Source organism: Pseudomonas sp. PS02303 (assembly GCF_029959925.1).
Lineage (GTDB): Bacteria > Pseudomonadota > Gammaproteobacteria > Pseudomonadales > Pseudomonadaceae > Aquipseudomonas > Aquipseudomonas mandelii.
Genome location: NZ_JASCOM010000015.1, coordinates 1 through 26,159, shown reverse-complemented (window position 1 = coordinate 26,159; position 26,159 = coordinate 1). Strand labels below are relative to the sequence as shown.

Sequence of the window (26,159 nt, the reverse complement as noted above, 5' to 3'; positions counted from 1 at the left end):
ATTTGCCTCAATGGAATTCACGGATAAATGGATTCGGAATGGTTCTGGACTTTGCACCAGTCAATCCGGTGAACCAATAAATCATATGCACCATAAATCCATCAGGATGGTCGTCACGGTATTTCCTGTACCACCGGGTGAGCAAGAACCCCCCAATAGTACAAATCGCTGCGTAGCCAGTGAACATGCCAAAAACAAGTCCAATACCAATTGGCGCAACTTCATCAGCCTGCCAAAAGAGTAGATGGGGTGGATCATCGACATATTGAGGAATGCGAACGGGCTGCATTAGTTCTTAGCTCCAGGACTTTGAACGATCTTAGACAAGCTTGACATGATGGCTTCAGGTGTAACGGCGCCGTCCAACCTGACCTGCTGACCTGTTACGTTGTGACGAACGATCGTTGTTGGGGTTTGGTTAATCCCAAGGTCAATCGCCTCCTGAAAATCAGATTTGATTTTGGCGTAGAAGTCTTCGTTATCCATGCACTTAGCTAGCTCAACACCATCAAGACCAATACTTTCAGCAATAACACTGAGTGGCTTTTCCGTGCCCGTGCCATTACCAGGTGTTGAACTAAATATCGCGCCAGCCATCCGGTAGAACGCGTCATTACCACCCTGCGCTGCAGCGCACTCAGCTGCGTATGCTTCGCGGCGTGATGCATCACCGTGGATAGGAACGTGTTTAAAAATGACGGAGATATTCCCCCGCGATCCGTCGGCGAGCGCTTTAGGAACCGCAAAGTACTGTTTGCAGAATGTGCACTCAAAATCTGAGTACTCAATAAGCGTAAATTGAGCCTTTGGATCTCCATAGCGCCGATCGATCTTGGCCGGTTGCGGCCCACGCACACGCGTAGTTTCAGGCGCAGAAGAATCTTTTCCACGAATCGCGGCCGAGATCCTGCTCTCATCAATAACTGACTCGAGGGCATCCCGTTTGAATGCCCAAGGCTTTACCTTGGCAAACTGCTCATTCACCTGGTTTGACAGGTCGACGGCCTGGCTAACTCTCTTGTCAGCCAAGAAAGCAGAGCCAACGGCAACCAAAAGGGACAGAGTCGAAATCGCGAGAGGAACAACAAATTCTTTTTTCATGAGACACCTCAACCATTGAGCACATGGTGAGGTCTAGGTCGAGCCTTTTGGAGTGAATCCGCCCCGCTGAAAGGGTCAAAAGAGGAAGCCCCAAAAGCGGAGCGTTCCTCTAGGAGGGGCATCAGAGACGCTTTGGAAGGTTTCCGATCAGCAAGCTGCAGGCGATAGGCAACAGTGTGATGATCACCACCGGAATGATCATCGGCGGGATAGGGACGGGCGCGATGAAGCTAACGCACAGACTCGCAATGATGAAGGCGATGATTTTAGAGCTGTACGTATTTAGGAAGGGCGAGGTATGGCGAAAAGTGTATCTTTTGATGTTCCAGCTCATGTAGCCGCCCAGCACTGACGGCACTAGAATGACGGCCATATATGGCAGCCACATCAATAGCAGTAAAAAACGGTAGTAGATGTGATACATCACCTTTGTCAGAGCTTCGCCGCGATTTCCAATAAAAGAAAACCACACCCTGCCGAGGCCTTCCCATGCTTTGGATTTTTCTCGCTCCTCCGCTGTCGGGACAAAAAAGTTTTGCACCGTTTCATTGAGACCTGTTTCCAGATTGATTTTGCTATAAAGCTGATTCGTTTTACTGATAAGAGCATCATGCTGATTTTTTCCCATCAACACCTCGCCCCAATCTTGCTCCTTAAGGATCGCCATATCGATAAATTCATTTGGAACAATGCACACGATCAGAAGTATTTCGATACAGATAAACACCAGGGTCGCCCAGAGACCCTGGGGCATCTTTTCTTCGACGTCGGCCATTTCAGTTTTCCTTGATATCCCGCCAAACGCGACCGATAGAAGAACCTTCTGGCATCAGGATCTCTTCGATTTTGTTGCGAGCCCCCGCACTGCCATGATTCTTTATCACGCCATCTAACAAACCCTTGATCTCCAGCACTGAATCCTCAGGAGTGGGGTCCTGAAGTAACATTGCCGTAACGCCTGTAAGAAACGGATCAAGAAAAGACACCAACCTCGCACGGTCGTTCTTACCTAAATAAGACTGGTATGACGACAAGCAATTTTTCAGTAGCTCCACGCACTGAGGAGTGGTCGACTCTAACCCAGCCAATTCGAGAGCAGCAGGAACAATCTCCACTGCGGTCGGCCAATCAGCTTCAAGAATGTTCAAAACCATTCTGGCCTTATCATCTTTTGGCAACATTCGCGTAACAGCTTCAAACCGGGATCGCACGATTATGCAGCCTCTTTAACTAGCAGCTTTGCACGCTCAACTGCTTTTTCATAATTTTTAGGACGAGTCAGAACTGGTATTTTTCCTTTCTCAACTCTCCCTCCAGCCAGAATTGCCAGGAACTCCAGATTCGGCAACTGGCCTAACAGTTGAGCTGGGAACAACTCCCCCTCTTCATCCATTAGGCGCTCACCCACGTTAATCGAATGCATATGCGGATCATCTTTGGTGGTATTGCCCTGGGTACGCATGACGTACTTGTAGTAAGTCGGAGGAATCATCTCTGCAATGTACTTCTGAGTTTCCTGATCGGTAATACGCAGAGCAATAACGTGGTTAGTGTTACCCAACACTTGACGTGCCTTGGCTGGAGAGCCCATTCGGGCCTCAAAGTCGGCAATAGTTTGTGTGGCCACATACAAGCGCATGCCAGCACCACGACCTTTGTTCAGCAGTTGAACAAGTTGGTCATTTACTGTTTCAGCTGCTTCATCAACAAAAATGTTTACCGGCCGACGCTTGAGCTCCTCAGGATCTTCGAAGTTGTATCGTTGTCCCGCCACAGCCGCCAGATCGGCTAGGAAGATTGAGCCAATGGACGATCCAACCATGCTATCGGAGAGAGAGTCGAGCCCCATGTAGAGTACTTCGGCCCCCTGGATAACTTTGCCTGAGTCAGTGATTTCACGCTCATCGTCAGGATCATCCATGTTCGGCGATAGAATCGGCCCCATATGCCCGGCTGTTAGCATGTTCAGCACTGGGAGCAGCGATGCAATCATTTTGCCGAAGTGGGCCTTGTCATGCTCAAACATCGAAAGCAGGCCTTCCAGATCCGAGCTTGGCGCCAGCGGCACGATTTCCGTTCGATAGAGCCCCAGAAGTGCCTTCGCTCTCATCTCATCTGTTTGGGCTTTGCTCAAGGCAGCACGAGCCAGCGCTTCAAAGTGCGGATGGACTTTTTCTCCGTACGCTTTGATCGAACGGATTACCAAAGGCGCCAAGCCCCCCTCCAGCGTACGCCGCAACTCGACCAGGGTCGGCAGCATGCCGCACAACAGCAACGCCTGAATTACGTTGTTCAAAGCCATCTGCGCGAAGGCCTGGAACGGGTCGCCACCCTCTGACTTCATCAGCGCAGCAATGCGCGAGGCAACTTCGGTTGCACGACCAAAATTTTTGGTTGGCGAAATCCTGACGCTCTTTTCTGGGAAGGCTGGATGGAAATATTTGAACCGCTCAGGACGCCCAGAAAGCTCGCAGGCACGCTTGGCATTTTCGGCAAGCTCCTTATCGCCCTTGGGGTCGATTATGATTACAGCCTCTCCGCGGAGTACGGCCTGGCTGATCAAAATGTCAAATTCCCGGGTCTTCCCTGAGCCCGTCGTGCCCACGATCAGGGTATGGAGCGAGGTCAGGTCCTCCTTCATCTCGATTGGCCGATCGGGCTGCATTGAGATGCCATGAATCCACGGAGAACCCATGAACCCATCGGGAATCTTCGGCATCAGCTTGGTGATGTCGCGCTTTAACAGCTCAAATACCTGCTGCCCCTCGCTCTGGGTCCATTTGAATCCGGTACCCAGGAACAAATTACCCCTGTTCTTGAGCATCTGCTCAATCAGTTCGTCCTGCCCCATCAGTACTGCCGGCTTTGCCTTCAGACCCTGCTTCACCCGATAGAGATGCACGGCAGTGGGGATGCGACGCAGCGCGAAGCCCCCCATCACAATCAATGACAAATAGAATGGTTGCGGGGGCAAGTCGGTGAGTAAGTGCACAGCACTCGTAGCCGCCATGCCAAGCACCCAACCACTCGCCTCGAAGGCCTCAAAGTTGGGCCTCCATGGCATCTCATACGCCCACTCACTCATCGCTATTAGTCCACAATTTCTATGACGTGATTGTTCCTGACTAAGAGGTATTGATGAGTAGCAATTAGCGCCCTCTTCAGGGTCGGTTCGTCAACTTGAAGGGCGTTGGAAATATCACTCAGTTTTCTGGGTTGAATGCTCACAACTCGCTTTCCGTTCAGCTCCGATTCCTTGCAGAGCGCCAGTGCCGCCGTAGCAATACGCCGAAAGTTTTCCGCTTCAACTTGATCCTTGGCAACTGCTAGCGAGTGGCGGTACTTCCCCTTTGTGAGGTATTCAAATACGGCTCCCAGGTAACAGTTCAGCATGACGCTCTTGGGCGCTTTGCGTGTCATAGTTCCGGTGAAATCGTCCCAGAGCCACATCGCCTTCTGCAGCTTCGGCAGATCGTCGATAACAAACCCCTCCCCGGCGAACTCGAAATTTGGCTTGTAGCTCACCATGGAGACGGTCTTGTCGATATTGGATGCGTACCACCTCAATGACTTAGACAGTTCCAGGGTCAGCGCAAGAAACTCTTCATACTCGGCTGATTCCTTCGGCGAACACTCATACCCGTTGAAACTCCCTGTGATCGCAGAAGATTCTTCCGGCAGAGGGAGGCATTCGACAGGGGAACTTGGCAACGGCTCGCGCGGCTTTCTTGGCTGCCCTACCTTAATTTCCGGATATGGCTCACCAGCACTTTTTGAAACACTGATGCCCGGCGCAACGCCCTGTGGAACCGTCCGTTCAGCTCTGGCCTTAAGCGCTCCCTGCCTGGCTTGTGCAGGAGCAGGAGCAGGAGTAGGCGCGGGCGGATCAATTCTCACCTGAGTCTCTGGGTGTAGATCCTGAAAAGACTCCTCAATCCAATCAGGAATCGCCTGCGCCGATGGGAAGAAGTCAGCGTCCGGTACAAGGTCGAGTTCTAAGTCCACACTCGGCAGCATCACACTTGAACTCATTACCGGGAGGTCAAATTCGGCCAGCAAATCCGTGTCTTCGAAATGTGTAGTCGGCGCCTCCGATGCCATCGAATGAAATTCTTGCTCATCAGGCACCGGGGCCGGAGCCGAGTCCGCCATATCGAAACTTGGCGAATGAAGCACGCGCTCCATGCCTTTTGGAAGGCTCACTGAAATCGGGGAGCCTGCAGGCAGATCACCCAGGAACTCGAGAGATATTTCGGTTGGCAAATCACCAAATCCAAACTCGTCCATCCCCGCAAGTTCTGGAGGAATGACCATTTTGACGTCGCGCCCATTCCCACCTGCTTTAATCTGGGGCGTGGGCGCGGCCGATCGAGGGCTTGCTCGAGGGCGATACTGTTCGGCTGGAGAGTCCGAGTCACTGCCTACAGAACCGAGTTGCACCGCCGGTTTTGGCCTTTTATCCTGCTCTACATCTGCAGCCCGCAAAGACCGATCAGGGATCGCCATCCCTGCGAGCTCGAGCACATCATCGTCAATGTCCGCATAGTTATAGGCGTACTCAGCATTACGTCGCGTTAAATCATCAGGCTGCCCGCCATTTCCAATTTGATTCCCCCCTGCCACGGGTACAGCTGGCGAGATGGTCGCTGGCACTTTTGGCGACGGAAACTCATCTGCAGCAGGCCCCGGGAACAATCGCGCATCATCAGCAAGCTCCGGTAGTGAAAACTCTGACTCGACAGCTTTGGGTTGCCGTCCGTCTTTCGCGCCGCCTGCGGAAGTATTTCCTCCCTTGCTCTGCTTTCCAGCAGCTGTCGTCTTAGCAGTGGGCGCATCCCGACCACCAATTTTGATCCCTTCTACAACTGCCTGCTGCTGCCCACTTACGACAATACCTTGCTCTGTTGTCGCTACTTGAGACGGGGCCCCAACAATCTTGATCTGAGGAGCGGACGCAGAACCCGGGGCCACCCTCTCCAGAGTGGCCTTTGCCACTTTTGTCCGTTGTGATGACTGCGGTGTTGATGGAGAGTTAGACGCGCTCGGCGGTGGGCTGGCCAATTGCGGAGCTACTGTCGTGGAAGTACCCGGTACGGCCGGCTTCGGCGCGGGATTGCCAAAGGGGTCTGCCCCTCCAGGCGCAGCGGAGAAATCAGGCACGCTCAAAGTCGGGGCGCTGAAAATTTCCGCCGCAGGTTTTGGAGCAAAGACATCAACAGTAGCGCCACCTAGGGAAAACATCGGCTCCATGGACGCCGGATTGCTTGCACCAGGAGCAGGGAAAGCCGCCAGTGGATCATTGGTTTTCGGTGCTACGCCCCCTCCTGGCAACGCAACAGCTCCGGTGTTGGAGTTAGCCTCAAATCTGGTTTCGTGCTCGCCTTCACCCACCACACCCGCAATGGATTGTGGTACTGGCTCGAAGGGAAAGAGCAGGTTGGACGCCGCCAACCTAACGCACTTCAACTTAATCGGCTTGGGACGTCCATCACTGAGCAGATCTGGAAAAACAGACCAGTAGATCGATCCATCTGGCGACCTTTCAAGGATATGGTGATCTAGCAGCACCTCTCCCAGTGCATCCGCACTACGCGGTACCGCCTTGACGCCTTTCTCATTCAACTCCTCTGTGATGTCCTTAACGCCCTGCACCCAGGCAACATAGACTCCATCACCGATAACCCACACTCGGTGGCCAACTTCATTAACCTTCCAGACACCGATGCTTTTCAGATGCCGCATCGTATCGACCACGAGCGACGAAACGGGCACGCCGATTCCCAGCGCTGATTTTCCAGATGCGTCGCCGCCCCACTTCCTGAGATCCGCCTCTACTGAAGTCGAGTCCGCCTTGATGACCAGCCCCGTTAGAATGCTCTTCTCGTCATCACAGGCGATCGCATTCACCATCGCGAAATAGAGATCCTGCCCCGCCTCCATGAGCCACAAACGCAACTCTTTTGGCAGAAGCCTATCTATCATCGTGGTCGACAGGTGCTTATGGACGTCGTGCCGATTTGGGTTCCAGTGGAAGAAGTAGCGCTCTACGCCATTCTCTTGCGCCCATTCCGGAATCGAGTTGGCGACCGGCTGCCAGATCTTTTCAGCTGAAGCATCGGTCACCCTCAGGTCGTAAAGCGGCTTGCCCACGTCATGCATAAGAGCAGCGAGCACCGCCGCCGCGTTCCATCGATCTCGTCTTTTGATTCGTTCGGCCGGGTACCGATCGTGGTCGAAACTCGTCACCTGGCACGCATTCAGCGCGTGCACCGCCACTTCAAGGGAGTGCGCCAGTAAACCGCCTGCCCCCCGGTGATGGTGTGCCTGTGATGCAGGTAGCATGTGCGCAAAGCTTGCGAAGGAGTCGAGTACCGGCAGGATCAAACGATTGAACTCCCTGGGAGGGAGCCCAATACCGCTGGCAATAGAGCGCACCTTTGCCGCGTGGGCATTCAGAAGAAATTTGCCAGGAACTCTGGCAGGCAGGCCGACCAAAAAAGGTGGGTACTTGAGCGAGGCCTCGTCGCCCCGCATCAAATACTTCTGCAGCTCGGGGTCTTCAAGCTCCAGCTCTTGAATCTGGTTGATAGTAAGACTGCGCTTGCCTTCGCGCCCAGCATCTATTGGGGGACGCGTAACGAGCCCCTTTAATAATCTAAGTAATTGCATGCAGTCCTCCTGATGCACGCATTCTGTCTACATGTCGGGTTAGCGGTGCCTGAATCCATACCACTTCGCGGGTCGGACTCACCACACCTGCACTTTGCACATCCATATGATCCCACTCACACACTATGGGAGGGCAATATGGTCCGGACAAAGGCATTCACTATCGCGGCTGCTGTATTTCTTACGGCCTGCACAAGCACCCACAAACATCCCTATGACCAGATCACTGAGGACGCCACGGCGTACGTGCCAGTGAGAGTTGCACACGAGTTTTACAGCAGCTGGGGTCATGATGGCCGCGGCGGCGCTGCGCTTCGGAAACCAGCGTACGAACACGTAATGGGCAGCGAGGATGATGTAATGACCACTCAAGGTAATTACGCGCAGTTACGCTCCGGACAGGGCACTGGCAACAGCGTAGTGGTGACCGCACTCAATCACGGGATGAACAAGGCCATCGACCAGGCACTTACCTTCGCACCACCCGATCAGCAACCCGCCCCCCGCTCCACTGCACTCAATGCCAGCAAAGAGGAATACGAAAGGGCCTATCGAAAGCTGTGCCGAGGCGCAGGAATGGAAATGACAGAGCGCGAGTGGGAGATTGTTGCCTTGGGAGGCCCACAGGGCGTTCCAGCGACGCTCCGCGGGAAGTGCCTTTCCTACAAATAGAACGTGGAACCGCAATCCAGAGCATAAGCCCGGCCGCACCGGGCTGTTTCTAGCCTAGAAGCAGATGAACTATCCACCAATACACGGGAGTGTCGTAGGTGGCCATCCCCAATAACACACCGATCATCGAGCCAAACACCAACTCAACAATGAGAAGGTATTTGAGCTGGACTCCCCATAAGCTCCCGTGCGCTGACTCCTCCAAACCTTCGGGAAGGGCGTGCAAACGATTCATTCTCAGCTGCAGGTCCAATCCAATATTATTCATGCTGCTTGTAGCTTCTGCCTTGCTCATTTTTTCGGCCTGCCCGTGATTATCTTGGCTACCAAAGACTTCCTCATGAGCAGCGAGCAACGATCTCAGCGAGATCCGTTTACGAAGTCGTTTTGCAAATTGCGCGGCCGGCTCTGCACTGCCCATGAATAGTCCCCTCACCAGTTGTGATTCAGGGACCGTACCAAAAATCAAGTCCGGCACAGGCCCTATTCGCCACCATTGGTGGGTCGGATGCCCCCCTTGGATAGCCGCAGTCAGCGGTAAGGTGGTCAGCGAGAACCGAAGAAGCACTTCGATGATTACCCGTCGCAATTGAACGCATGATCGGGACTCGTTGAACATCGCTCTCGTGTTCGGACCGGAGGCATTTTCTAAGCGCCATGCCGCCGCTTCACACCTGCACAAGCGAATTACGACGATGACGGAACATAATCAGTACGACGAAAACCAAGAAGGCAGTGCCCACCACCAGGCCCCAGCCAATGACCTGAGCACGTTCTGCGAGGTAGCTGTCGCGTCAGGTAATACCGGCAGTGTCGGGGAGACCAATCTCACTTGGTTGGCCCTTGATCTCATCGAGGAACAGGAAGGTTTCAATCTTCGTGACTATGAGCGGCCAGACACCGTAAAGCACATCGAACGGTTGGCGCTCGCCTGGGAGCGAAGCGAGCAGTTTCAGCCGATCGAAGTCCAAGTCGTCGACGGTCATTGCTATGTACGTGACGGACATTGCCGACTCCGTGCGGCCCGATTGGCCGCTTCTCGTGGCGCTCCCATCAAGCGCTTGCCTGTCATTGAGCTCAAGGGTAATGACCAGCTCGCCTGCGTGCGGATTCTGACCTCGAATGAGCAGCTCAAGCTCAGCATTATTCAGCGAGCGCATGGCTATCAACGCCTACGCAACTTCAATTGGCCGGATGAGCAAATCGCGTCACATATTGGCATGACCGATACCCACGTGCGCGAAACGCTGCGCCTGCTACTTCTCCCGGAGTCCATCCAGGTTCTGCTTGAAAAGGGCGTCATCAAGCCATTCCTCGCCCTTGACCTATGGCGGAAATATGGTGACGCGAGCGAACAAATCATTCTCGATGCCTACGAGGCGCGCAAGCGTGAGCAGGCTGAGCTGTTGGCCAAGGCAGCCATTGCCGGGAATGAGCTTCTGGCCACACCAGTCCAAGCAGTCGATCAGGCGCAGCCCGCGCCGATTCCTGAGCCAGAGATTCGCCTTACCAGTCGGCACATTTCAGCGCCGACAAAACGAATCGGTAAAAAGCTGATTACAAACATGACGTCGACCATGACCGGGATCTCGAAGCTCATGCGCGAGTCAGCGATTATCGATGCAAACAATGGAACCATTTCCGTCCAGATCCCGATCGAGGAATACGAGCGATTCATGTCGATCTCAAGCGAAGTTTCGAAGCATCGCCAGGACGAGCCTGCTGGCAAACCTGACAGCGATAACGACCAGCAGGTACTCGGGTTGGCTAGTTGATAGGAAGCCAGCCAATCGCCCACAGCATGTAAAGTCCCAAAGGGAAAAAGACGATGAGTAACACTTTTACTATTTCGCATACCCCGATGAACTCGGGTAAAGGCAAGACCCCAATAGCTGACGCTTATGAACAGACTCGGGCTGCACTCTGCGTGTATCAAGGTCTGCTGGCAACTGAACTGGGTGACGACGCAGAAAGCTACGAGCTGGCCTGTGCTTCCGTCGTCATGGGCCGGGTGAACGTCGGCATTGCATTCAGCGTGAAGGAACATCGCATCTACGCTCTGGTCTCGGACGATGGCCGACCTGATAAGCACTCTCTGCCGACATGGTTGCTGGACATGGCCAAATACCTGACGGAAATCTTGCAGACTTTCGTGGTGCCAGATCAGGGGAGTGAATTCACCTACTGGAGCGACAGCGAGCGTCGACGATTCATCGCCTACAAATTCAAAATGGCTGACGCTCCTGCGAGTATCGTGCCTGCTGGCACGGCGCCAAAATAAGCACGAAAAACCATGCTTATAGAGCTATAAAAATGCCCATCAGCTCCCAAAGCACCACCATTGCGAAATTGCACTCCACTTGACCACCTGATTGCATCGGTACTGACCACTCGTTTGCATTGCACGTGACCAGGCGATTGCATTCGATCAGACCACCGATTGCATCGGCTTTGACCAGCACGCTTAGTAAACATGATCGGTAGAGAGCTGCCCATTGCTGCCGCTGGCGAAAGGTAGTCATCGGCCGATTCTGTTGAAAAAGTCGGCCATGGTTTCCGCAGTTGAAAAGTACGCGTCCGAGATTGAAATCTTTACTTTTAGCAGAGGTTTCCAGAAGCAGATTTCACGTAGCAGCGTGTAAAAAAGGCGTTTTCACCGGTCAATGATCAGGCAGCTTTGGATGACCGATTTTTTCAACAGAATCGGCCAAAAGCTGCCTGTCACGAAATGTACAAGTCGACCCATAGCGGCAGGTTAGAGTGTCTACGAAATTAGGGGCGATTCACCCACTCTCCTTCCACTCTGAGCCAGGACTGGATCTTGATGAGTGAGAGCCGCTCCAATAAGTACTCCTGCAAAAGCAGCGGAGACCAGCCCGAACAAAAGGGCCAGTCGATCCACAACACCTAGCCTCTGACCGTGCCAGTTTTAATCACTCGCGCAATGGGACAGGCATCGGCTCCAGCATGACTGGCCTTGCCGCATCTTCTGCTAGCTTCGCAACCGGATGCTGCGAAACAGCAAACACCACTTCTCCATGCTCCAACTGATCACCAAAATCCGTTTTGATCATGCGTATCAGTGACCAGGCAAGCACTCCAAGCACCGGAATCAAAGGAAGCGCCACAACGATGGTAGAAGTTTGCACAGCCTTGAGTCCCCCAACCTTAATCAGGCCAATGCCAATCACAGCCAGAAGCAGCGCCCATACAATCCTCAACCAACGTTGCGGTTCTTCATAGCCGCTAAGTTCGTAAGAAGTAACAGACGCCAGGACGTAAGCTGCCGAATCCAACGTAGTCGCGAGAAACACGAAACACAGCAACACGAACCCAGCGATGACAACGCTGGACATCGGCATGGTTTTTAGAATGGCAAGGACGGCTGCGGGGATACCTTGCTGGGTCAGGATCGCACTGATATCCAGCACGCCCGACAATTGCAGGTTCAATGAGTAGCCACCCCAGACGGCAAAGAATACCCAACAACCCAAACTGCCCCAGACCAACTCAGCAATGATCAACTCCTTGATGGTGCGGCCGCGTGAAATCCGCGCCACGAACAAGCCCATCATCGGTGCGTAGGCTATCCACCAGGCCCAGTAGAAGATGGTCCAGTCTTGTGGGAACGAGCCTTTGGCAATGGGATCAGTCCAGAGGCTCATGTGGACGAAGTTGTTGATCATCAATCCGAGGCTATTGGCCCAACCGTTGAGCAGTATCAGCGTCGGGCCAATGACCGCGACGAACGCCAGCAACAGCAGAGCCAGATAGACGTTGATATCGCTGAGTAATTTGATGCCCTTGCTCAGGCCAAACCAGACACTCATACCGAACATCAGGGTCCAGAGGGCAAGTATGACCATGTCAAATGTGAAGGATGGTTGAACGCCAAAAACATCACTTGCAAGGGTCGACACCAGTGGCACTGCCAGACCAAGGGACGTCCCCACGCCACCGACAATGCCGAACACTACCACGGTATCCAATAACACCCCTAACCAGCCATTTGCCTTGTCCCCCAGGACACCACGCGCGGCAACCGACAGGCGCACCCCAGGTTGCCGACGCACATACATGGAGTAGGCAATGGGCAACGCTGGTAGACAGTAAAACGCCCACGGCGTCAGGCCCCAATGGAACTGTCCGTAGGTCAGCGCCCATTCGGCTGCCTCACGGCTATGGGCCGCAACATTCATGGGGGGGCTATTGAAATAGTAGATCGGCTCGACCCAGGCCCAGTTGACGATGGCAATACCAATGCCGCCGCAGAAAATCATTGCCACCCAACTGAAGTAGGAAAACTCGGGAGCATCCCCCTCCCGGCCAAGACGGATGTTTCCGTAACGTCCGAAGGCGAGCCACAGCAGGAATGTAACAACCGCCAATCCCGACGCCAGGTATAGCCAGCCGAAACTCCCGGTGGAGAAGGCGAACATCTGGTTGATGATCGCTTCGCCCGACTTGGGGAAAGCAAGTAGGGGGATGGTGATGCCCAGTATTACAATCAGTGAGGGCCAGAACACTCGTCCATCGAGCGCAGCCCCAGTACGGACCTTATTCATTTTTCAAGACTCCTCAGAAGCGCATACCTTCCACGAAAATGGAAAGCCTGGAAGCCGGATCAACTCCGGAAATAGTCCAAAGGGTCGATCGGTCATCCGCTTGACAGGAGGTGTTGGGAAGAGCAGCAGAGCGAGAACTTCTTGTGTTTTTTGTTCATTATCGTCTCTCGGTTATTTGGATTACCGCAGCGAATTAACGCCGCACAGGTAACGCTGAATGAGGCGAGTTTCAGCGACCAGACGGCAGCCAGGCAGCGCCGGCCGGTCGCCGCGACCTGTCATTTCATGGTTGGCATAGAGAACTCGACGCCCTCGCGCACACCCGAAGATGGCCAGCGCTGCGTCACGGTTTTGCGACGGGTGTAGAAGCGCACGGCATCTGGTCCGTAGGCATGCAGGTCCCCAAACAGTGAACGCTTCCAGCCACCGAAACTGTGATAGGCCACCGGTACCGGTAACGGTACGTTGATACCGACCATGCCAACCTTGATGTTGTCGGAGAAGTACCGGGCAGCCTCACCATCGCGGGTGAAAATACAGGTGCCATTGCCGTACTCATGGTTGTCGATCAGCGCCATCGCGTCTTTCATGCTGGCGACGCGCACCACCTGCAGTACCGGGCCGAAGATTTCTTCCTTGTAGCTGACCATCTCCGGGGTTACACGATCGATTAGGGTGCCGCCGACGAAGAAGCCGCCCTCATAGCCTGGAACACAGGACTCGCGGCCATCGACCACGACAGTAGCGCCCTGCTCTTCTGCGCTGTTGATATAGCCGATCACCTTCTGCTGATGCTGGCGCGTAATCACCGGGCCGAAATCGTTCTTGCTGTCGGTATGCGCACCGACTTTCAGGCTTTGCATGGCCACCTGCATTTTCTCGACCAATGCATCCGCAGCGGCATCGCCCACCGCAACAGCTACCGACAGGGCCATGCAGCGTTCACCAGAAGAGCCAAAGGCTGCACCGAGAAGCTGATTGACAGCATTGTCGATGTCGGCGTCCGGCATCACGATAGCGTGGTTTTTTGCCCCGCCCAGCGCCTGACAGCGCTTACCGTGGGCAGTAGCTGTGGAGTAGATGTATTCGGCAACTGGTGTCGAGCCAACGAAACTTACCGCCTGAACGCGGGGGTCGCGAAGGAGGATGTCTACTGCTTCCTTATCACCGTTGACAACGTTCAGTACGCCTTTGGGCAGGCCGGCTTCATGGAGCAATTGGGCAATGTACAGGGTGGAACTTGGATCACGTTCCGACGGTTTGAGGATGAAGCAGTTCCCGCTAGCGATCGCCATAGGGAACATCCACAGCGGCACCATGACCGGGAAGTTAAACGGTGTAATCCCCGCGACCACTCCCAGCGGTTGGAATTCGCTCCAGGAGTCGATGTTAGGCCCGACATTCTTGCTGTGCTCGCCCTTGAGCAACTCAGCGATACCGCAGGCGTATTCGACATTCTCGATGCCGCGTTGTAGCTCGCCGGCAGCATCGTGCGAGATTTTCCCATGCTCTTCGCCAACCAATCGGCAAATGGTTTCGGCGTTCTGTTCCAGAAGTTCCTTGAAGCGAAACATCACTCGCGCACGCTTCATTGGCGGCGTGTCACGCCACGCGGGGAATGCCGCTTCTGCAGCCGCGATAGCACGCTCTACGGTCTGCGCAGACGCCAGTGCAACCTGGTGAGAAACTTCGCCGGTTGCGGGGTTGAAAACGTCCTGGGTGCGTTTGGCGTCGGTGATGGTGTCGCCGTTGATCAGGTGGCCTACGGTGGTCATGAAAACACTCCTCGTACAGTCAAGACAGGTTCGAAAAAAGGTGCGGGATTACCAGAGATTGCGGTACAGCTCGACCATTTCGGCTTCGCTGGGGACTCGGGGGTTATTGCCTGGCGAGCCGGATGCCAGCGCCTGGCTGGCCATGGTCGGCATCAGCGCGAAAAATTGCTCACGGTCTATGCCGAATGCCGCCGGCGTAGGAACATTCAACTCGCGGTTGATCGCTTCCAGTTCAACCAGCAACTTCTCGACCGCAAAGTCATCGCTATCCGAGGAGGTGGCAACACCCATCGCCCGGGCGCAATCGGCGTAACGTCGCTGCGCCGAGGGAATGGAGTAAGCGGTAACGGCAGGCAGCAACATGGCATTGGAAAGCCCGTGCGGTACATGGAAGAACGCACCGATGGGTCGACTCATGCCGTGCACCAGCGCGACAGACGCCGACGAAAACGCCAGGCCAGCCAGAGTCGAGCCCAGCATGACGGCTTCACGGGCATCGCGATCATCGCCGTGGTGATAAACCTGCCTAAGGTTCGGCCCGATCAGACGCATGGCCGCCAGCGCCTGTGCATCGCTGAACAGGTTGGCCTTCTTGCTGACATAAGCCTCGATCGCATGGGTCAGCGCATCGATTCCAGTGTCGGCGGTAACCCGCGGCGGCAGGCTCAAGGTCAATTCGTAATCCACCAATGCAGCCACAGGCATAAAGCCTGCGCCGACGCAGAGCATTTTTTCGTCGCTCTGCTCATCGGTGATGATGGTGAAACGCGTCACTTCCGAACCGGTCCCCGCAGTGGTAGGAATGGCAATAATGGGCAAGCCGCTTTCTGTCACGTTTCTGGGGAATTTATAGTCGCGCATGACACCGCCGAATCTGGCGAGAATGCCAATCGCCTTGGCACTGTCGATGGGGCTACCACCACCCAGCGCAATGATGCTGTCGTACCCCCCATCACGGGCAACGGCAACACCGGCCTGGATCGAGGCGACCGTGGGCTCGGGTACGGTGTCGTAGAACACGTCGGCATTAAGACCTTGGCTGGTTAGGGCATCGCAAATGCGCTGCGCATAGCCCAACTCCACCATCATGCGATCGGTGATAATCAGAGGCCGAGAGCAGCAGAGGCTGGCCAGAATCTGCGGAATCTGTTGGCTAGCACCGGCTCCGGTTTGAAGGATGCGCGGAAGAATACTCGCGTAAGTCATGGTGCATTCTCTTTTCAGGACATGAGCGTGCCCGCAAGCAGGCTGGGCAACTCGTGTGTGAAGGATGGGTTGTCGTGGTCGGCGGCTCATTTCAGCTTCGATTGGAACCGCCGTGAAGCGTTTTGCCAGTCAGTTGGGCAGGTACGTTTCGCTCCAGCTCTCTCCGATGGCGCCGCTTTCCAGCAGCGAATGAATCTGCTCGGCGGAATATCCATAGCGCGCCAACACCTTGCGTGTTGAAGCACCAAACTTCTCCGCTGGCGCCAGCGCTCGGATCAGATGCGCGCGCGGACGGATTGCGTACGGATCAAGTTGGGTAATGCGGTGCCCACTTGGGTGGTCGCTGTACACGCTGAAGGCATAACTACCAACGCTGGTTCCTGGGAGACCATCTGTCGGACGGCTGTGTCGCTGGCGCAGGTTGTCGATATTGTCGGGCACCGCCGCTGCAATATTGGCAGCCTGCAAGCGATCCTGAAGCCTGATACCGCCCATCCGACTGAATGCCTGACTGAGGAAGGCTGCGCGATCAGGCGTGGCGATCACACCTGCCAACTCGACAATGGCAGCAAACTTAGGTAAATCGGACTCGTCGGCATCCAGGTAGATCCAACCGTCCGCCGTGCGATAGAAACGCGACAGATCGCTGTAGCCGAATGCTTCGCGACCGCTCGGTTCATCAAAGGGACCACGTCCTACAAAGTCATAGCAGAACGGAATCTGCACCAGGTTTCCGAGCGCAGCCAAAGACGTACGTGCACGATAAACTTCGCCAGTGTGATGCTTGCGGTACAACGCAGTGGCCACGCCCAGCGCGGCGGCGAAACCGCACATCACATCGATTGTGCCGACATGCGCATGTTCTTCTGGGGTGTCCATGCCACCACCGAATCGCAGCATGATGCCCGTGGTTGCCTGGATCAGATCGTCATAGCCGAGGTAGTCCGTACGCGGGCCACGACGCGGTCCGCCAAAACAGTCGAGCTGGCAGAAAATCACGCCGGGATTAACTGCCTGCAGGCTCGCCTCATCCAGTCCCAGTGGCGCCAGTTGGCGGTCGGGGGCATTCATGACAATGACATCGACTTCACGAACGAGACGATTGAAGACCTCACGCCCATCTGCTTGGTCGAGGTCAACCAGGATGCTTTCTTTGCCACGCGCCGAAGAGAGGCCAAACACGACCGTGTTCCATGGATCGTAGTTCGGAACCACCGGGTCGAGTTTGATCACCTCTGCGCCAAATCGGCCCAGGAACGAGGTTGAATGCGGTCCGGCAATCACGTTGGTGAGGTCGAGTACTTTTACACCGTCCAACCATCCGCCGGGGCTGTCGAGTTGAGGTGCTGGCAATATCGGCGCCGGACGCTCTTGCAACGTTGCCAGCGCCTCGTCGAAAGAGACATCCCGGCGGGACAGGGGCTTGAGCATGGTCTCAGCACAACCCTCCAGCCAGGCCAGCGGACCTGGTTGTTTCATTACGCCATACTCGTGGTCATTCACCTCGACGACCAAGCCTGCCGTATTGGCGTGCTCGTCATGGAGCCATTCCTGAGTGGAGCGGTGTGCGGCCCCCGGAAAGCGTCCCTCGCCAAAAATGACCTCCCACTCTGTTGCCGTTTTAGTGAGAAACACCTCTTTCATTCGCACCGAGATACGCGCAGCCCAATCGGCAGGGAGCGGATAGACGCCCAACGACGCATCGCCCTCCCATTGATCCATAGACAAGTACGGATCGCTCACCTTAGGCAGACCGGCGGCGAGCATCTCCTCGTACAAGCCCATCGCCTGCAGACAACGCTTGGCATGTTTGCGGTGAGAAGGGCAAACCGCATAGAACTTGCGGCCATCTGCGCATTCATAGGTGCGATAGAACGGATCGAGATAGTCTTGCAGTTGCTCGTAGCTGAGGTTCATCGGCAAGTTTTGCGCTTTGCGCCGTTCACTTTCCTTCTCGCGCAAAGTCTTGTACCGCAGTGGGTAGCCGTCGATCTTGATGGAGTTATAGGACAGCCCCTCCATGACTGCAGCAGCCAGCGGCACTTCGATTTCATCACCAACACCGCTCTTTTCCCGTGCCTGTAACGCAAGTACCACGGACGAAACGGCGAGCATGGTTCCGTAGGCCGAAGCCAGTGGCAGCGGCGAGAAGCTCGGGTTGATACCCATCAACACACGGTTCTGCCCCATGTCGGTAAACACCCCGGACGCCGAGGCAATCACCGACTCGGTGGCACGCCATTCGCGGCGAAGTTGGTCGTTGTTGGCGAAGCCCGGAATGGACAGCGTGATCAGTTCTGGACGGGTGCGGCGGATCTCGGTGAAATTCAAACCGAGGTCAATCATTACCCCCGGACGAAAGTTCTCGATAACGATGTCTGCCTGTGCAATCAGTTCACGCACCTGGCGCAACCCATCAATGCTTTTCAGATCCAGACGCAGGCAGAGTTTGTTGCGATTGAGCGTGGCATTGGCCGGGCTGTCCCAGAGTGGGCCAGCAGGTGGGTCTATATGAATGACCGTAGCGCCAAGATCGGCGAGGATCATGGCCACCGCAGGACCGGCGATGTACTGCCCGAAATCGATGACGTTGACGCCCTGCAGAGGCAGTTTCTTAGCGTTTCCCATGAGGTAACCCTACGTAGCGCCGTGTAGGTCACGCGGACCTAACGCGGTTTATTGTTATTGTGAGTGCCTTGAGTAAACCGTTCATCCGGCCTGGCTTTCAGTACCGGCTGCTTGCGATCTGAGTGCTACTGTCAGAGAAATGCTCCACGACGGAAAGCAATAAAAAATGCCCCTAAGGGGGCATTTTTCTTATGGCTGTAATTTTCCTCTTATTGCTCGTAATCCTCCTGACTGCCAGACTTGGTCGCATTTCTGAAGTCTGTGGCCTCTGCACAAAGCCACTCGGCAAAAGCGGCCGCATCCGGGTTGACCATGCTGTGCGCGGCGTATACCAAGTAGAACGCCTCCTTCGTGGTGACCTCACTGCCAAAGGGCGCAACCAAACGACCGCTATCGAGCAAGTGCCTCACCAGCGATGAGCGAGCTAATGCGATACCCTGTCCCAACTCGGCCACTTCCAGCGCGGAAATCAGCGTGTCGAATTGCAACCCTTGAGATGAGTCGACATCCTCGGCACCGCTTTTCTTCAACCAATATCCCCAACCGTCTTCATACCCCAGCACATGCAGCAACTCATGCCGAATCAAGTCCTGTGGCTGGTTGAGAGGCGGCTCCCCTGCTGCAAGCGCCGCGGAGCAAACCGGCACCAGTGTGTCCCAGGTCAGACGCTCGGACTTGAGTCCCGGCCAACGACCTTGCCCGTAGCGGATATCCAGATCAGCGTCCGATTCAGAGTCTTCGACCCAGATGCTGCTAGCAATTCTCAGGTTGATCTGAGGGTACAAGCGGCGAAACTGAGGTAGGCGCATCGCTAGCCAATGGGTAAAAAACACCAGGCTGCTGCGCACGATCAAAGCGCTGCGATGACCCTGCCCGAAAATCTCATCGGTCGCCGCTGCGAGGCGCTCGACCGACTCCCGCACGACTGGAAAGTAGGACATTCCGGCCTCAGTCAGTTCGAGCCCGCGCGGTAGGCGCTTGAACAGAGCCGCGCCCAATTGCGACTCAAGGGCCTTCAATTGTTGGCTGATAGCCGCTTGAGTCAGATTGAGCTCTTGGGCAGCATGCGTGAAGTTCAATAGACGCGCTGAGGCTTCGAAAGCCCGCAACCAGTTCAACGGAGGAAGACGCTTTTTCATGGATCACCCAGGCTTCGATCGAAGCACTTGATCAATTGATGATTGACATTAGAGACAACCAGTCTAAATTAACTCGCATGACCACTATCAAGCCAGTCGTCCGTAGAGGACGCCCTCCGAAAGTTGCCCGCGAACATGCCGACACACGGGATGCGCTCCTGCATTGCGGGATGGAAATCCTCACGGAGCAGGGTTTAGCCGCAACCTCTATCGACACCGTACTCAAACTTATCCAAGTTCCCAAAGGCTCGTTCTATCACTATTTCGATAGTAAAGAAGCCTTCGGTCACGCAGTGCTTGGGCACTATGCCCAGTACTTTGCGCGCAAGCTTGATCGCTGTTTTCTAGACTCGCGCTTCACGCCACTGCAGAGGGTGTCCAACTTTGTCGAAGACGCCAAAGCCGGCATGACCAAGTACCAGTTCAGACGCGGTTGTCTGGTCGGCAATCTGGGCCAAGAGGTGTTGGTACTGCCGGAAAGCTTTCGCCAGCAATTAGACGCGGTACTGCACAACTGGCAGAACCGCTTGGCCATCTGCCTCGGTGAAGCGGTACAAGCAGGAGAGTTATCCAGCGACTGCGATTGTGACGCCCTTGCCGAATACTTCTGGATTGGTTGGGAAGGCGCAGTACTGCGTGCACGCCTAGTTCAAGGGGTTAGCCCTCTGGATGTGTTCATCAATGGTTTTCTTGCAGGCATCACCCGGTGACTGCTTGCGCCAATTTAAAGACGACCGGTCTAAATTAAGGAGTCGCTATGTTCAAAGCCATTCTCATCGACAGAAAAGACACAAATTATCAGGCCCGCATGGCCGAACTGGACGAATCACAATTGCCTGCCGCAGACGTTACTGTGCGCGTGGCATACAGCACACTGAACTTCAAAGATGCTCTCGCCATCACCGGCCAGAGCCCAGTTGTCCGACAGTTCCCGATGATTCCAGGTATAGACCTTGCGGGTACCGTGGAGAGCAGCGCCCACCCCGCCTATAAGCCGGGTGACCGGGTACTGCTGAACGGTTGGGGGGTGGGTGAAAGCCACTGGGGTGGGCTCGCGCAGAAAGCTCGAATCAATGGCGACTGGCTGATTCCCCTGCCCAGCGGCATTGATGAGCGTCAAGCCATGGCGGTTGGCACCGCAGGCTACACGGCGATGCTCTGCATCATGGCGCTTGAACGTCACGGCTTGGCTGCCGATCGTGGCAAGGTCTTGGTAACGGGGGCAAATGGCGGCGTCGGCAGCTTTGCGATCAGTCTGCTGGCACAGCGTGGCTATTCAGTGATTGCCTCCACTGGTCGCCCGACTGAAGCGGATTACCTACGCTCTCTAGGCGCAGAAACTATTATCGATCGCGCCGAACTCTCCGAACCTGGCAGACCATTGGCCAAGGAGCGCTGGGCCGCGGCCATCGACTCGGTCGGTAGCCATACACTGGCAAATGTCTGCGCAGCCACCCAAGCCGAAGGGCTAGTGGCTGCCTGCGGCCTGGCACAAGGCATGGACTTCCCCTCGAGCGTTGCGCCCTTCATTCTGCGCGGCGTCAGCTTGCTGGGCATCAATAGCGTTACTCAGCCATTCGCAAGGCGCGTCGAGGCTTGGGAACGAATTGCAGCAGAGTTTGACTTGAGCAACCTGGCACTCATCACTCGGGAAATCGGTCTGCAAGAAAGCATTGCTGCGTCGAGCGATCTTCTTAAAGGTAAGGTCCGCGGCCGACTGATTGTGAACGTGGACGGTTGACTCGAATGCTCAGAGAACACCCCGACGAGGCTGACCGGCCGCTTCTGGCCGATTCTGTTGAAAAAGTCGCTTCTTCCAGACTGCCCGCACACTGACCGCTGAAAACGTCTTTTTTACTCGCCACTACGCGATATCTGAGCCCGGAATTTCCTGTTCAACGCAAAGATTTCAATCTCAAGCGCGTACTTTTTGTCGTGGAAACCATGACGGACTTTTTCAACAGAATCGGCCGTTCTCTGCCGATCGTCACAACGGCGTGTACTGGTCAAGTCGAATGCAAACGGTTGGTCAGCACGGATGCAAATGGCTGGTCAGTGGCAATGCAAATGAGTGGTCACGTCCATGCAATTACGCAACCATAGCTTGGGGTACACACCTACCTTGAAGGGGTAGCCAGAAGATACTTCTGCCACCCCCTTTAAATTTTCCTTCCTCATCGAATGCGCTGCCCCACTGGGCAATTCGATCTTTTAGGGCAGGATACGCAAACCCGTTCGTGCGGGTGCCTTGGGGCAGCGCGCAGCCCCTCCCCTCGCAACATCCAATACCTATTCCAGAGGGAAATCACCTGAGCGCTGGATAGCAGCGTCACAGGCTTGTATACGGTGCGCGTCGAATTCGAGATTCGAATGAATCCTGTCCCTGACACTGGTAGGTTTCGCCCAAACAGTGATTGCGACTGCCGGGCCAGGATGAACGCGTAGACGCTCAACTGAATCACATCCTTCATGTAGACCGCTTCGCTTTTTCTGCGCTTGGTGTCTACGGGCACCAGCCATCCATTCGCCAAAAACACCTGATCACCCCGGCCATGCAGGGGGACAGGAATCTCAGTTGCCAAGTCGCGCTCAGAAAGGACTACTCGCCCCCCTCTCAGTGCATCCGGGAGATCTTCACTCCAGGCTCCAATTGCACGATTCATCTACTCACCTTTTCTTTTTTCACACCACTACAGTACCCCTGTCTCGGAAAGTGCAACCCCTATGCTGTAGCTCCAACCAGCCACAATAAAAGTTGCAGTTCAGGAGAACGTGAGAGCCTATAGGCGTAACTACAGGAACCACGAGGTGAACCTATGAGCGGTAAACGCAACGGCCGCCATCCAAGGTCAGTATCGGCAACCGAGCTGTCGAAGCTCGGCCAGTGTGAATTGATGGTTGCACTAAACCTGCCCGACGCAGCATCACAAGAGATGAAAGCAATGGCACGCCAGGGCGAGGCTGAGCATGAGCGTTTTCACCTGCGGGCTGTCCTTAATGCCGGCACAGCCGATGAGGTCGCACGGCTGCGCAAGTAACACCAACAAGGGGGCAGATTGCCCCCCAGCGACCCGATCCTGAAGGCAATGTTGCTCTAAGTTTCCTCAGGGCTAAACATTGTGTTTGATCTCGTCATCGTTGAATCGCCGAATAAGATTAAGAAAATCCAGAAATTTCTAGGGGACTCCTTCAAGGTTTCCGCTAGCGTCGGGCACTTCCGAGACCTTCCACTCAGGAGGATGGGGGTAGAAGCCCCAAACTTCGTACCTGACTATGAGATAAGTGAAGACAAAAAAAAGGTCGTATCCAACCTGAAGAAGTTAATTCAGAAGGCAAATATGGTGTACCTCGCCACCGACCTTGATCGCGAGGGTGAAGCCATTGCTTGGCACCTGAGGGAGGTCCTCAAGCCCAAAAAATACCGAAGAATTAAGTTTAACGAAATCACCCAGAAAGCCCTGACTGAAGCTATCTCCAAGGCCGGCGACATCGACATGATGTTGGTGGCAGCCCAAGAGGCACGCAGAGTTCTGGATCGCATCGTTGGGTACACTGTCTCACCGCTGCTGACCGAGCTATCCGGGGCCGGTGTCAACCTATCCGCTGGACGCGTTCAGTCGGCAGCCCTTTTGCTTCTGGTCGAACGAGAACAGGCGATCGCCGGTTTCGTCTCGGTCGACCACTACAAGCTGAAAGTGAGCTTTCCCTGGCCAGGTAAACAAACGGTTTGGACTGCTGAATGGCAACACAAGGCGCTCCAAGCAGCCATGGGAGTTGAGCAAACCGACCTTTTCACGCATGCCGCCTATCTGCAAAGCCTCGCCGAAGCCATTAAGAGTCAGCCTGCCTTCATGGTTTACAAGATAGAGAGCCGAGAGGAGGACAGAAAGGCGCCGGCGCCCTTCACTACATCGACTCTGCAGCAAGCCGCAAGTGTAAAGCTGGGTATGGACGTGGACCAGACCATGAAGAAGGCCCAAGCGCTCTTCGAAGCAGGTCTGATCACCTATCACCGCACCGACAGCCCCAACCTTTCCGAAGAGTCGGCCCAAGAAATTCGTGCATGGCTCACTGGGAAGGGACATGCGGTCCCTGCAGCACGCAACACTTGGGCGTCCAAAGCTGACGCCCAGGAAGCCCACGAAGCCATTCGACCGACAGCAATCGACATTACACCGTCCGATTTTGCGCCGGACAGCGATGAGATGAAGCTCTTCAAGCTGATCTGGCTCCGCGCGGTGGCAAGTCAGATGGTGCCGGCCAAGTTTCATGCGACTAAGGCTCTGCTCCTCTCGGCCGTCAAAGTGAAAGATCACAACCTGCAGTTCCTGGCAAAGGGCCGAGTCCTATTGAGCCCGGGATGGATGGTGCTGACCCCAGACGACGCAGTGGAAGACAAAGACGAGGGCAATGAGGACGACGCCGACAAATCACTCCCGGAGCTGCAGGAACAAGCACGACTCCAATGCAGCGAAGTACAGGCCGTCACAACCGCAACTAAGCCTCCGCCGCGGCTCACGGACGCCTCGCTCACAAAACTGCTCGAGTCCATGGGGATTGGTAGGCCCTCGACTTTCGCGTCGATTGTGGCCACGCTTTACAAGCGTGAGTACATTCGCAAGGAAGGGCGCAAGCTTTACGCGACACCACTCGGAATAGGCGTGATCAGTATCTTGAAAGGCCGGTTCAGCTTCGTCAGCTACGACTTTACGAAGATGATTGAGGAAGCCTTGGACCAAATTGCCACCGGGAAAGCATCGTACCTGGCCGTCGTTGGTTACCAACACCAGGTGCTCACGGGTGAAGTGGAAAAGATCAAAGCCGACCCGGGCATCTCTGCAACGGTGGCTGAACATAAATCAGAGATGTTCGGCGACCAGGTCACTTGCCCTATCTGCGAGTCTGGTGTTCTTCGCCGGCGAGCCACCAGTTCGGGGGCATTCTGGGGATGCTCCAAGTACCCGTCCTGCACCGCGTCCTGCAATGACATCAAGGCACGGGGCAAGCCGCCTGAACCTGATCTCTCAACCATCCGCACCAAAGACACCTCAGCTGAGAACGGCGCACCTAAGCCGGAGCGCATCATTTCTGTGGAGAATTGCCCAAAGTGCAAGAAGAAGAAAATGTCGCTGCGACCAGGTTCAAAGGGACCGTTCTGGGGATGCCTTGGCTACCCTTCATGCAAGGGTACGGCGCCGGACGATGGCGGCAAGCCATTGATTGCTGCGCCATAAGCAAATTGATTGCTGCGCCATAAGCAATCTGAGTTCGCCCCTTTAACGGGGCCTGATCGGGGGTTTCCTTCGATACCACATCGGGATAATGCGCCGATCAGACAGAGGCTCTTGAACCACTATGTGTATCGACGGCGCAATCGCGGTAACCAGCTACTCATCAGCAAACGCAAAGCTTCCTATTGAGATCGGGATTGCCACGGGTACCAACACCCTTAACGTCGTGATTGGTGTCGTGCCGGGCGTTATCGAGATCCATTCGGGTGATGAGGTTAAGGCTGGTCTCAGCGCCCTCGAAATGGAAGCCATTGGCCTCCAACCCACCAGGGCATGCGAGCTGATCAATGATTTCCTGATCGGGGGTGTTGTGGGCTGTCGGGAAGCACGTGTCAAAGTGGCTTTGCAGCAACTTTATAAGATCGCCGGGCACCACATGGAATTTCAGTTAGAGGAGCTTGGTGACCTCGACATTTCGCCTCCGACCTTTGATCAAGGTGCTTGCGCAGAAATGGAAGCTCGTAGGCTTGTGTTCCTAGCCAGGCAAAGTAAGAGCAGGGGCGCCTCACATGTTCGACACTGACGTTATACCCCAAGAGACGAAGGAAAAACTTCAACGTCTCCTGGACCTAACCGCGTCACTTGAAAGGGTCAATTCCAAGGTGATGCACGGCCAACAACCGACTACTGAAGATTTCCTGCTGCTAGGGGAAGGTCGCCGAGAATTTGGGGATCTGATCGCACACTTCGGCCTGCGACCGCCGGGCAATTCACGCCCATAGCTGCATCTAATGTATAGGGTAATTTCTTGTTTCGTTCTGACAGCACAAGCCAACCAAAAGGGGCGCCAAAGTGAATAAAAATCAGCTCGTAGAAAAAATCTCAACTCGGGCGGACGTTTCGAAAGTCGCCGCTGGAAAAGCTCTTGATGCACTGATCGATGCTATTACCAAAACTCTGGCAAGTGGTGGCGCCGTTACGCTCGTTGGCTTCGGTACTTTCAGCGTCGTGGACCGTCCTGAACGTATCGGTCGGAATCCCCAATCCCCCCGGTGTCAGGATAGTTGTCGCCTCTCCGATTTTTCCTAAAAAAGCATATCGGGGGCGGAAAGAGACTGGTCGTGCCGTACTATTCACCTGAACGCAGAGCCGCATTACTTAAAATGCTGCTTC

Annotated in this window: 22 protein-coding genes; 9 read left to right on the top strand and 13 right to left on the bottom strand. The window is 55.0% G+C overall.

Features of this window, described 5'->3' with window-relative positions:
• Positions 1 to 7: 7 nt before the first annotated feature.
• The 6 genes from traL to mobH form a co-directional block, all read right to left on the bottom strand.
• Positions 8 to 289: a type IV conjugative transfer system protein TraL gene (traL, locus tag QMX98_RS06475; RefSeq protein ID WP_050682337.1), complete on the bottom strand. Its 282-nt coding sequence runs from the start codon at positions 287 to 289 to the stop codon at positions 8 to 10.
• Positions 289 to 1,101, bottom strand: a complete 813-nt coding sequence (locus QMX98_RS06470; RefSeq protein ID WP_200617624.1) for a thioredoxin domain-containing protein — start codon at positions 1,099 to 1,101, stop codon at positions 289 to 291. Before QMX98_RS06470 ends, traL begins: the two co-directional genes overlap by 1 nt.
• Positions 1,102 to 1,222: 121 nt before the next feature.
• Positions 1,223 to 1,876, bottom strand: coding sequence for a DUF4400 domain-containing protein (locus tag QMX98_RS06465; protein ID WP_200617626.1), 654 nt, complete (start codon positions 1,874 to 1,876; stop codon positions 1,223 to 1,225).
• 1 nt (position 1,877) lies between these two features.
• Complete coding sequence (locus QMX98_RS06460; protein ID WP_200617630.1) at positions 1,878 to 2,282, bottom strand: hypothetical protein; 405 nt, start codon at positions 2,280 to 2,282, stop codon at positions 1,878 to 1,880.
• A 32-nt stretch (positions 2,283 to 2,314) separates the two neighbouring features.
• On the bottom strand, positions 2,315 to 4,186 hold the full coding sequence (gene traD / locus QMX98_RS06455; protein ID WP_200617642.1) for a conjugative transfer system coupling protein TraD: 1,872 nt from the start codon (positions 4,184 to 4,186) through the stop codon (positions 2,315 to 2,317).
• Positions 4,187 to 4,191: 5 nt separating this feature from the next.
• Positions 4,192 to 7,770 carry a MobH family relaxase gene (mobH, locus tag QMX98_RS06450; protein WP_200617652.1) on the bottom strand — a complete coding sequence of 1,193 codons (3,579 nt, stop codon included), beginning with the start codon at positions 7,768 to 7,770 and terminating at the stop codon, positions 4,192 to 4,194.
• Between the two features lie 360 nt (positions 7,771 to 8,130).
• Between mobH and QMX98_RS06445 the strand changes: the two genes are divergently transcribed.
• Positions 8,131 to 8,442: a hypothetical protein gene (locus QMX98_RS06445; protein ID WP_200617654.1), complete on the top strand. Its 312-nt coding sequence runs from the start codon at positions 8,131 to 8,133 to the stop codon at positions 8,440 to 8,442.
• 49 nt (positions 8,443 to 8,491) lie between these two features.
• On the opposite strand, the gene QMX98_RS06440 is transcribed toward QMX98_RS06445, so the two are convergent.
• Positions 8,492 to 9,061, bottom strand: a complete 570-nt coding sequence (locus QMX98_RS06440; protein ID WP_200617657.1) for a hypothetical protein — start codon at positions 9,059 to 9,061, stop codon at positions 8,492 to 8,494.
• Between QMX98_RS06440 and QMX98_RS06435 the strand changes: the two genes are divergently transcribed.
• Positions 9,054 to 10,217 carry a hypothetical protein gene (locus QMX98_RS06435; RefSeq protein ID WP_234451907.1) on the top strand — a complete coding sequence of 388 codons (1,164 nt, stop codon included), beginning with the start codon at positions 9,054 to 9,056 and terminating at the stop codon, positions 10,215 to 10,217. The two genes, QMX98_RS06440 and QMX98_RS06435, sit on opposite strands and share 8 nt — an antisense overlap.
• Positions 10,218 to 10,270: 53 nt before the next feature.
• Entirely contained in the window at positions 10,271 to 10,723 is a 453-nt protein-coding gene (locus tag QMX98_RS06430) for a hypothetical protein (protein ID WP_200617660.1), read from the top strand.
• Positions 10,724 to 10,739: 16 nt separating this feature from the next.
• Here QMX98_RS06430 and QMX98_RS06425 read toward each other — a convergent pair whose 3' ends face one another.
• From QMX98_RS06425 to gcvA, 6 genes are all read right to left on the bottom strand, one after another.
• Positions 10,740 to 10,964, bottom strand: coding sequence for a hypothetical protein (locus QMX98_RS06425; protein WP_200617662.1), 225 nt, complete (start codon positions 10,962 to 10,964; stop codon positions 10,740 to 10,742).
• Between the two features lie 411 nt (positions 10,965 to 11,375).
• Positions 11,376 to 13,007 (bottom strand): BCCT family transporter, encoded by a 1,632-nt coding sequence (locus QMX98_RS06420; RefSeq protein ID WP_200617665.1) that lies wholly within the window; start codon positions 13,005 to 13,007, stop codon positions 11,376 to 11,378.
• Positions 13,008 to 13,285: 278 nt separating this feature from the next.
• Complete coding sequence (locus QMX98_RS06415; protein WP_074750956.1) at positions 13,286 to 14,782, bottom strand: CoA-acylating methylmalonate-semialdehyde dehydrogenase; 1,497 nt, start codon at positions 14,780 to 14,782, stop codon at positions 13,286 to 13,288.
• Positions 14,783 to 14,830: 48 nt separating this feature from the next.
• Positions 14,831 to 15,988 (bottom strand): iron-containing alcohol dehydrogenase, encoded by a 1,158-nt coding sequence (locus tag QMX98_RS06410; protein WP_074750958.1) that lies wholly within the window; start codon positions 15,986 to 15,988, stop codon positions 14,831 to 14,833.
• 129 nt (positions 15,989 to 16,117) lie between these two features.
• Positions 16,118 to 18,616 carry a CoA transferase gene (locus QMX98_RS06405; protein WP_200617312.1) on the bottom strand — a complete coding sequence of 833 codons (2,499 nt, stop codon included), beginning with the start codon at positions 18,614 to 18,616 and terminating at the stop codon, positions 16,118 to 16,120.
• 209 nt (positions 18,617 to 18,825) lie between these two features.
• Positions 18,826 to 19,755 (bottom strand): transcriptional regulator GcvA, encoded by a 930-nt coding sequence (gene gcvA, locus QMX98_RS06400; RefSeq protein ID WP_074750962.1) that lies wholly within the window; start codon positions 19,753 to 19,755, stop codon positions 18,826 to 18,828.
• A gap of 170 nt (positions 19,756 to 19,925) precedes the next feature.
• Between gcvA and QMX98_RS06395 the strand changes: the two genes are divergently transcribed.
• The 6 genes from QMX98_RS06395 to QMX98_RS06370 all read left to right on the top strand — a co-directional run bounded on the left by QMX98_RS06395 (position 19,926) and on the right by QMX98_RS06370 (position 26,075).
• Positions 19,926 to 20,465 (top strand): TetR/AcrR family transcriptional regulator, encoded by a 540-nt coding sequence (locus tag QMX98_RS06395; protein WP_074751395.1) that lies wholly within the window; start codon positions 19,926 to 19,928, stop codon positions 20,463 to 20,465.
• Positions 20,466 to 20,512: 47 nt separating this feature from the next.
• On the top strand, positions 20,513 to 21,496 hold the full coding sequence (locus tag QMX98_RS06390; protein ID WP_074750964.1) for an MDR family oxidoreductase: 984 nt from the start codon (positions 20,513 to 20,515) through the stop codon (positions 21,494 to 21,496).
• Positions 21,497 to 22,571: 1,075 nt separating this feature from the next.
• Positions 22,572 to 22,793: a hypothetical protein gene (locus QMX98_RS06385; RefSeq protein WP_200617318.1), complete on the top strand. Its 222-nt coding sequence runs from the start codon at positions 22,572 to 22,574 to the stop codon at positions 22,791 to 22,793.
• A gap of 81 nt (positions 22,794 to 22,874) precedes the next feature.
• Positions 22,875 to 24,989 (top strand): type I DNA topoisomerase, encoded by a 2,115-nt coding sequence (gene topA, locus QMX98_RS06380; RefSeq protein WP_200617320.1) that lies wholly within the window; start codon positions 22,875 to 22,877, stop codon positions 24,987 to 24,989.
• Between the two features lie 121 nt (positions 24,990 to 25,110).
• Positions 25,111 to 25,569 carry a hypothetical protein gene (locus QMX98_RS06375; RefSeq protein ID WP_200617322.1) on the top strand — a complete coding sequence of 153 codons (459 nt, stop codon included), beginning with the start codon at positions 25,111 to 25,113 and terminating at the stop codon, positions 25,567 to 25,569.
• A gap of 269 nt (positions 25,570 to 25,838) precedes the next feature.
• Positions 25,839 to 26,075 (top strand): HU family DNA-binding protein, encoded by a 237-nt coding sequence (locus QMX98_RS06370; protein ID WP_282410458.1) that lies wholly within the window; start codon positions 25,839 to 25,841, stop codon positions 26,073 to 26,075.
• Positions 26,076 to 26,159 lie beyond the last annotated feature (84 nt).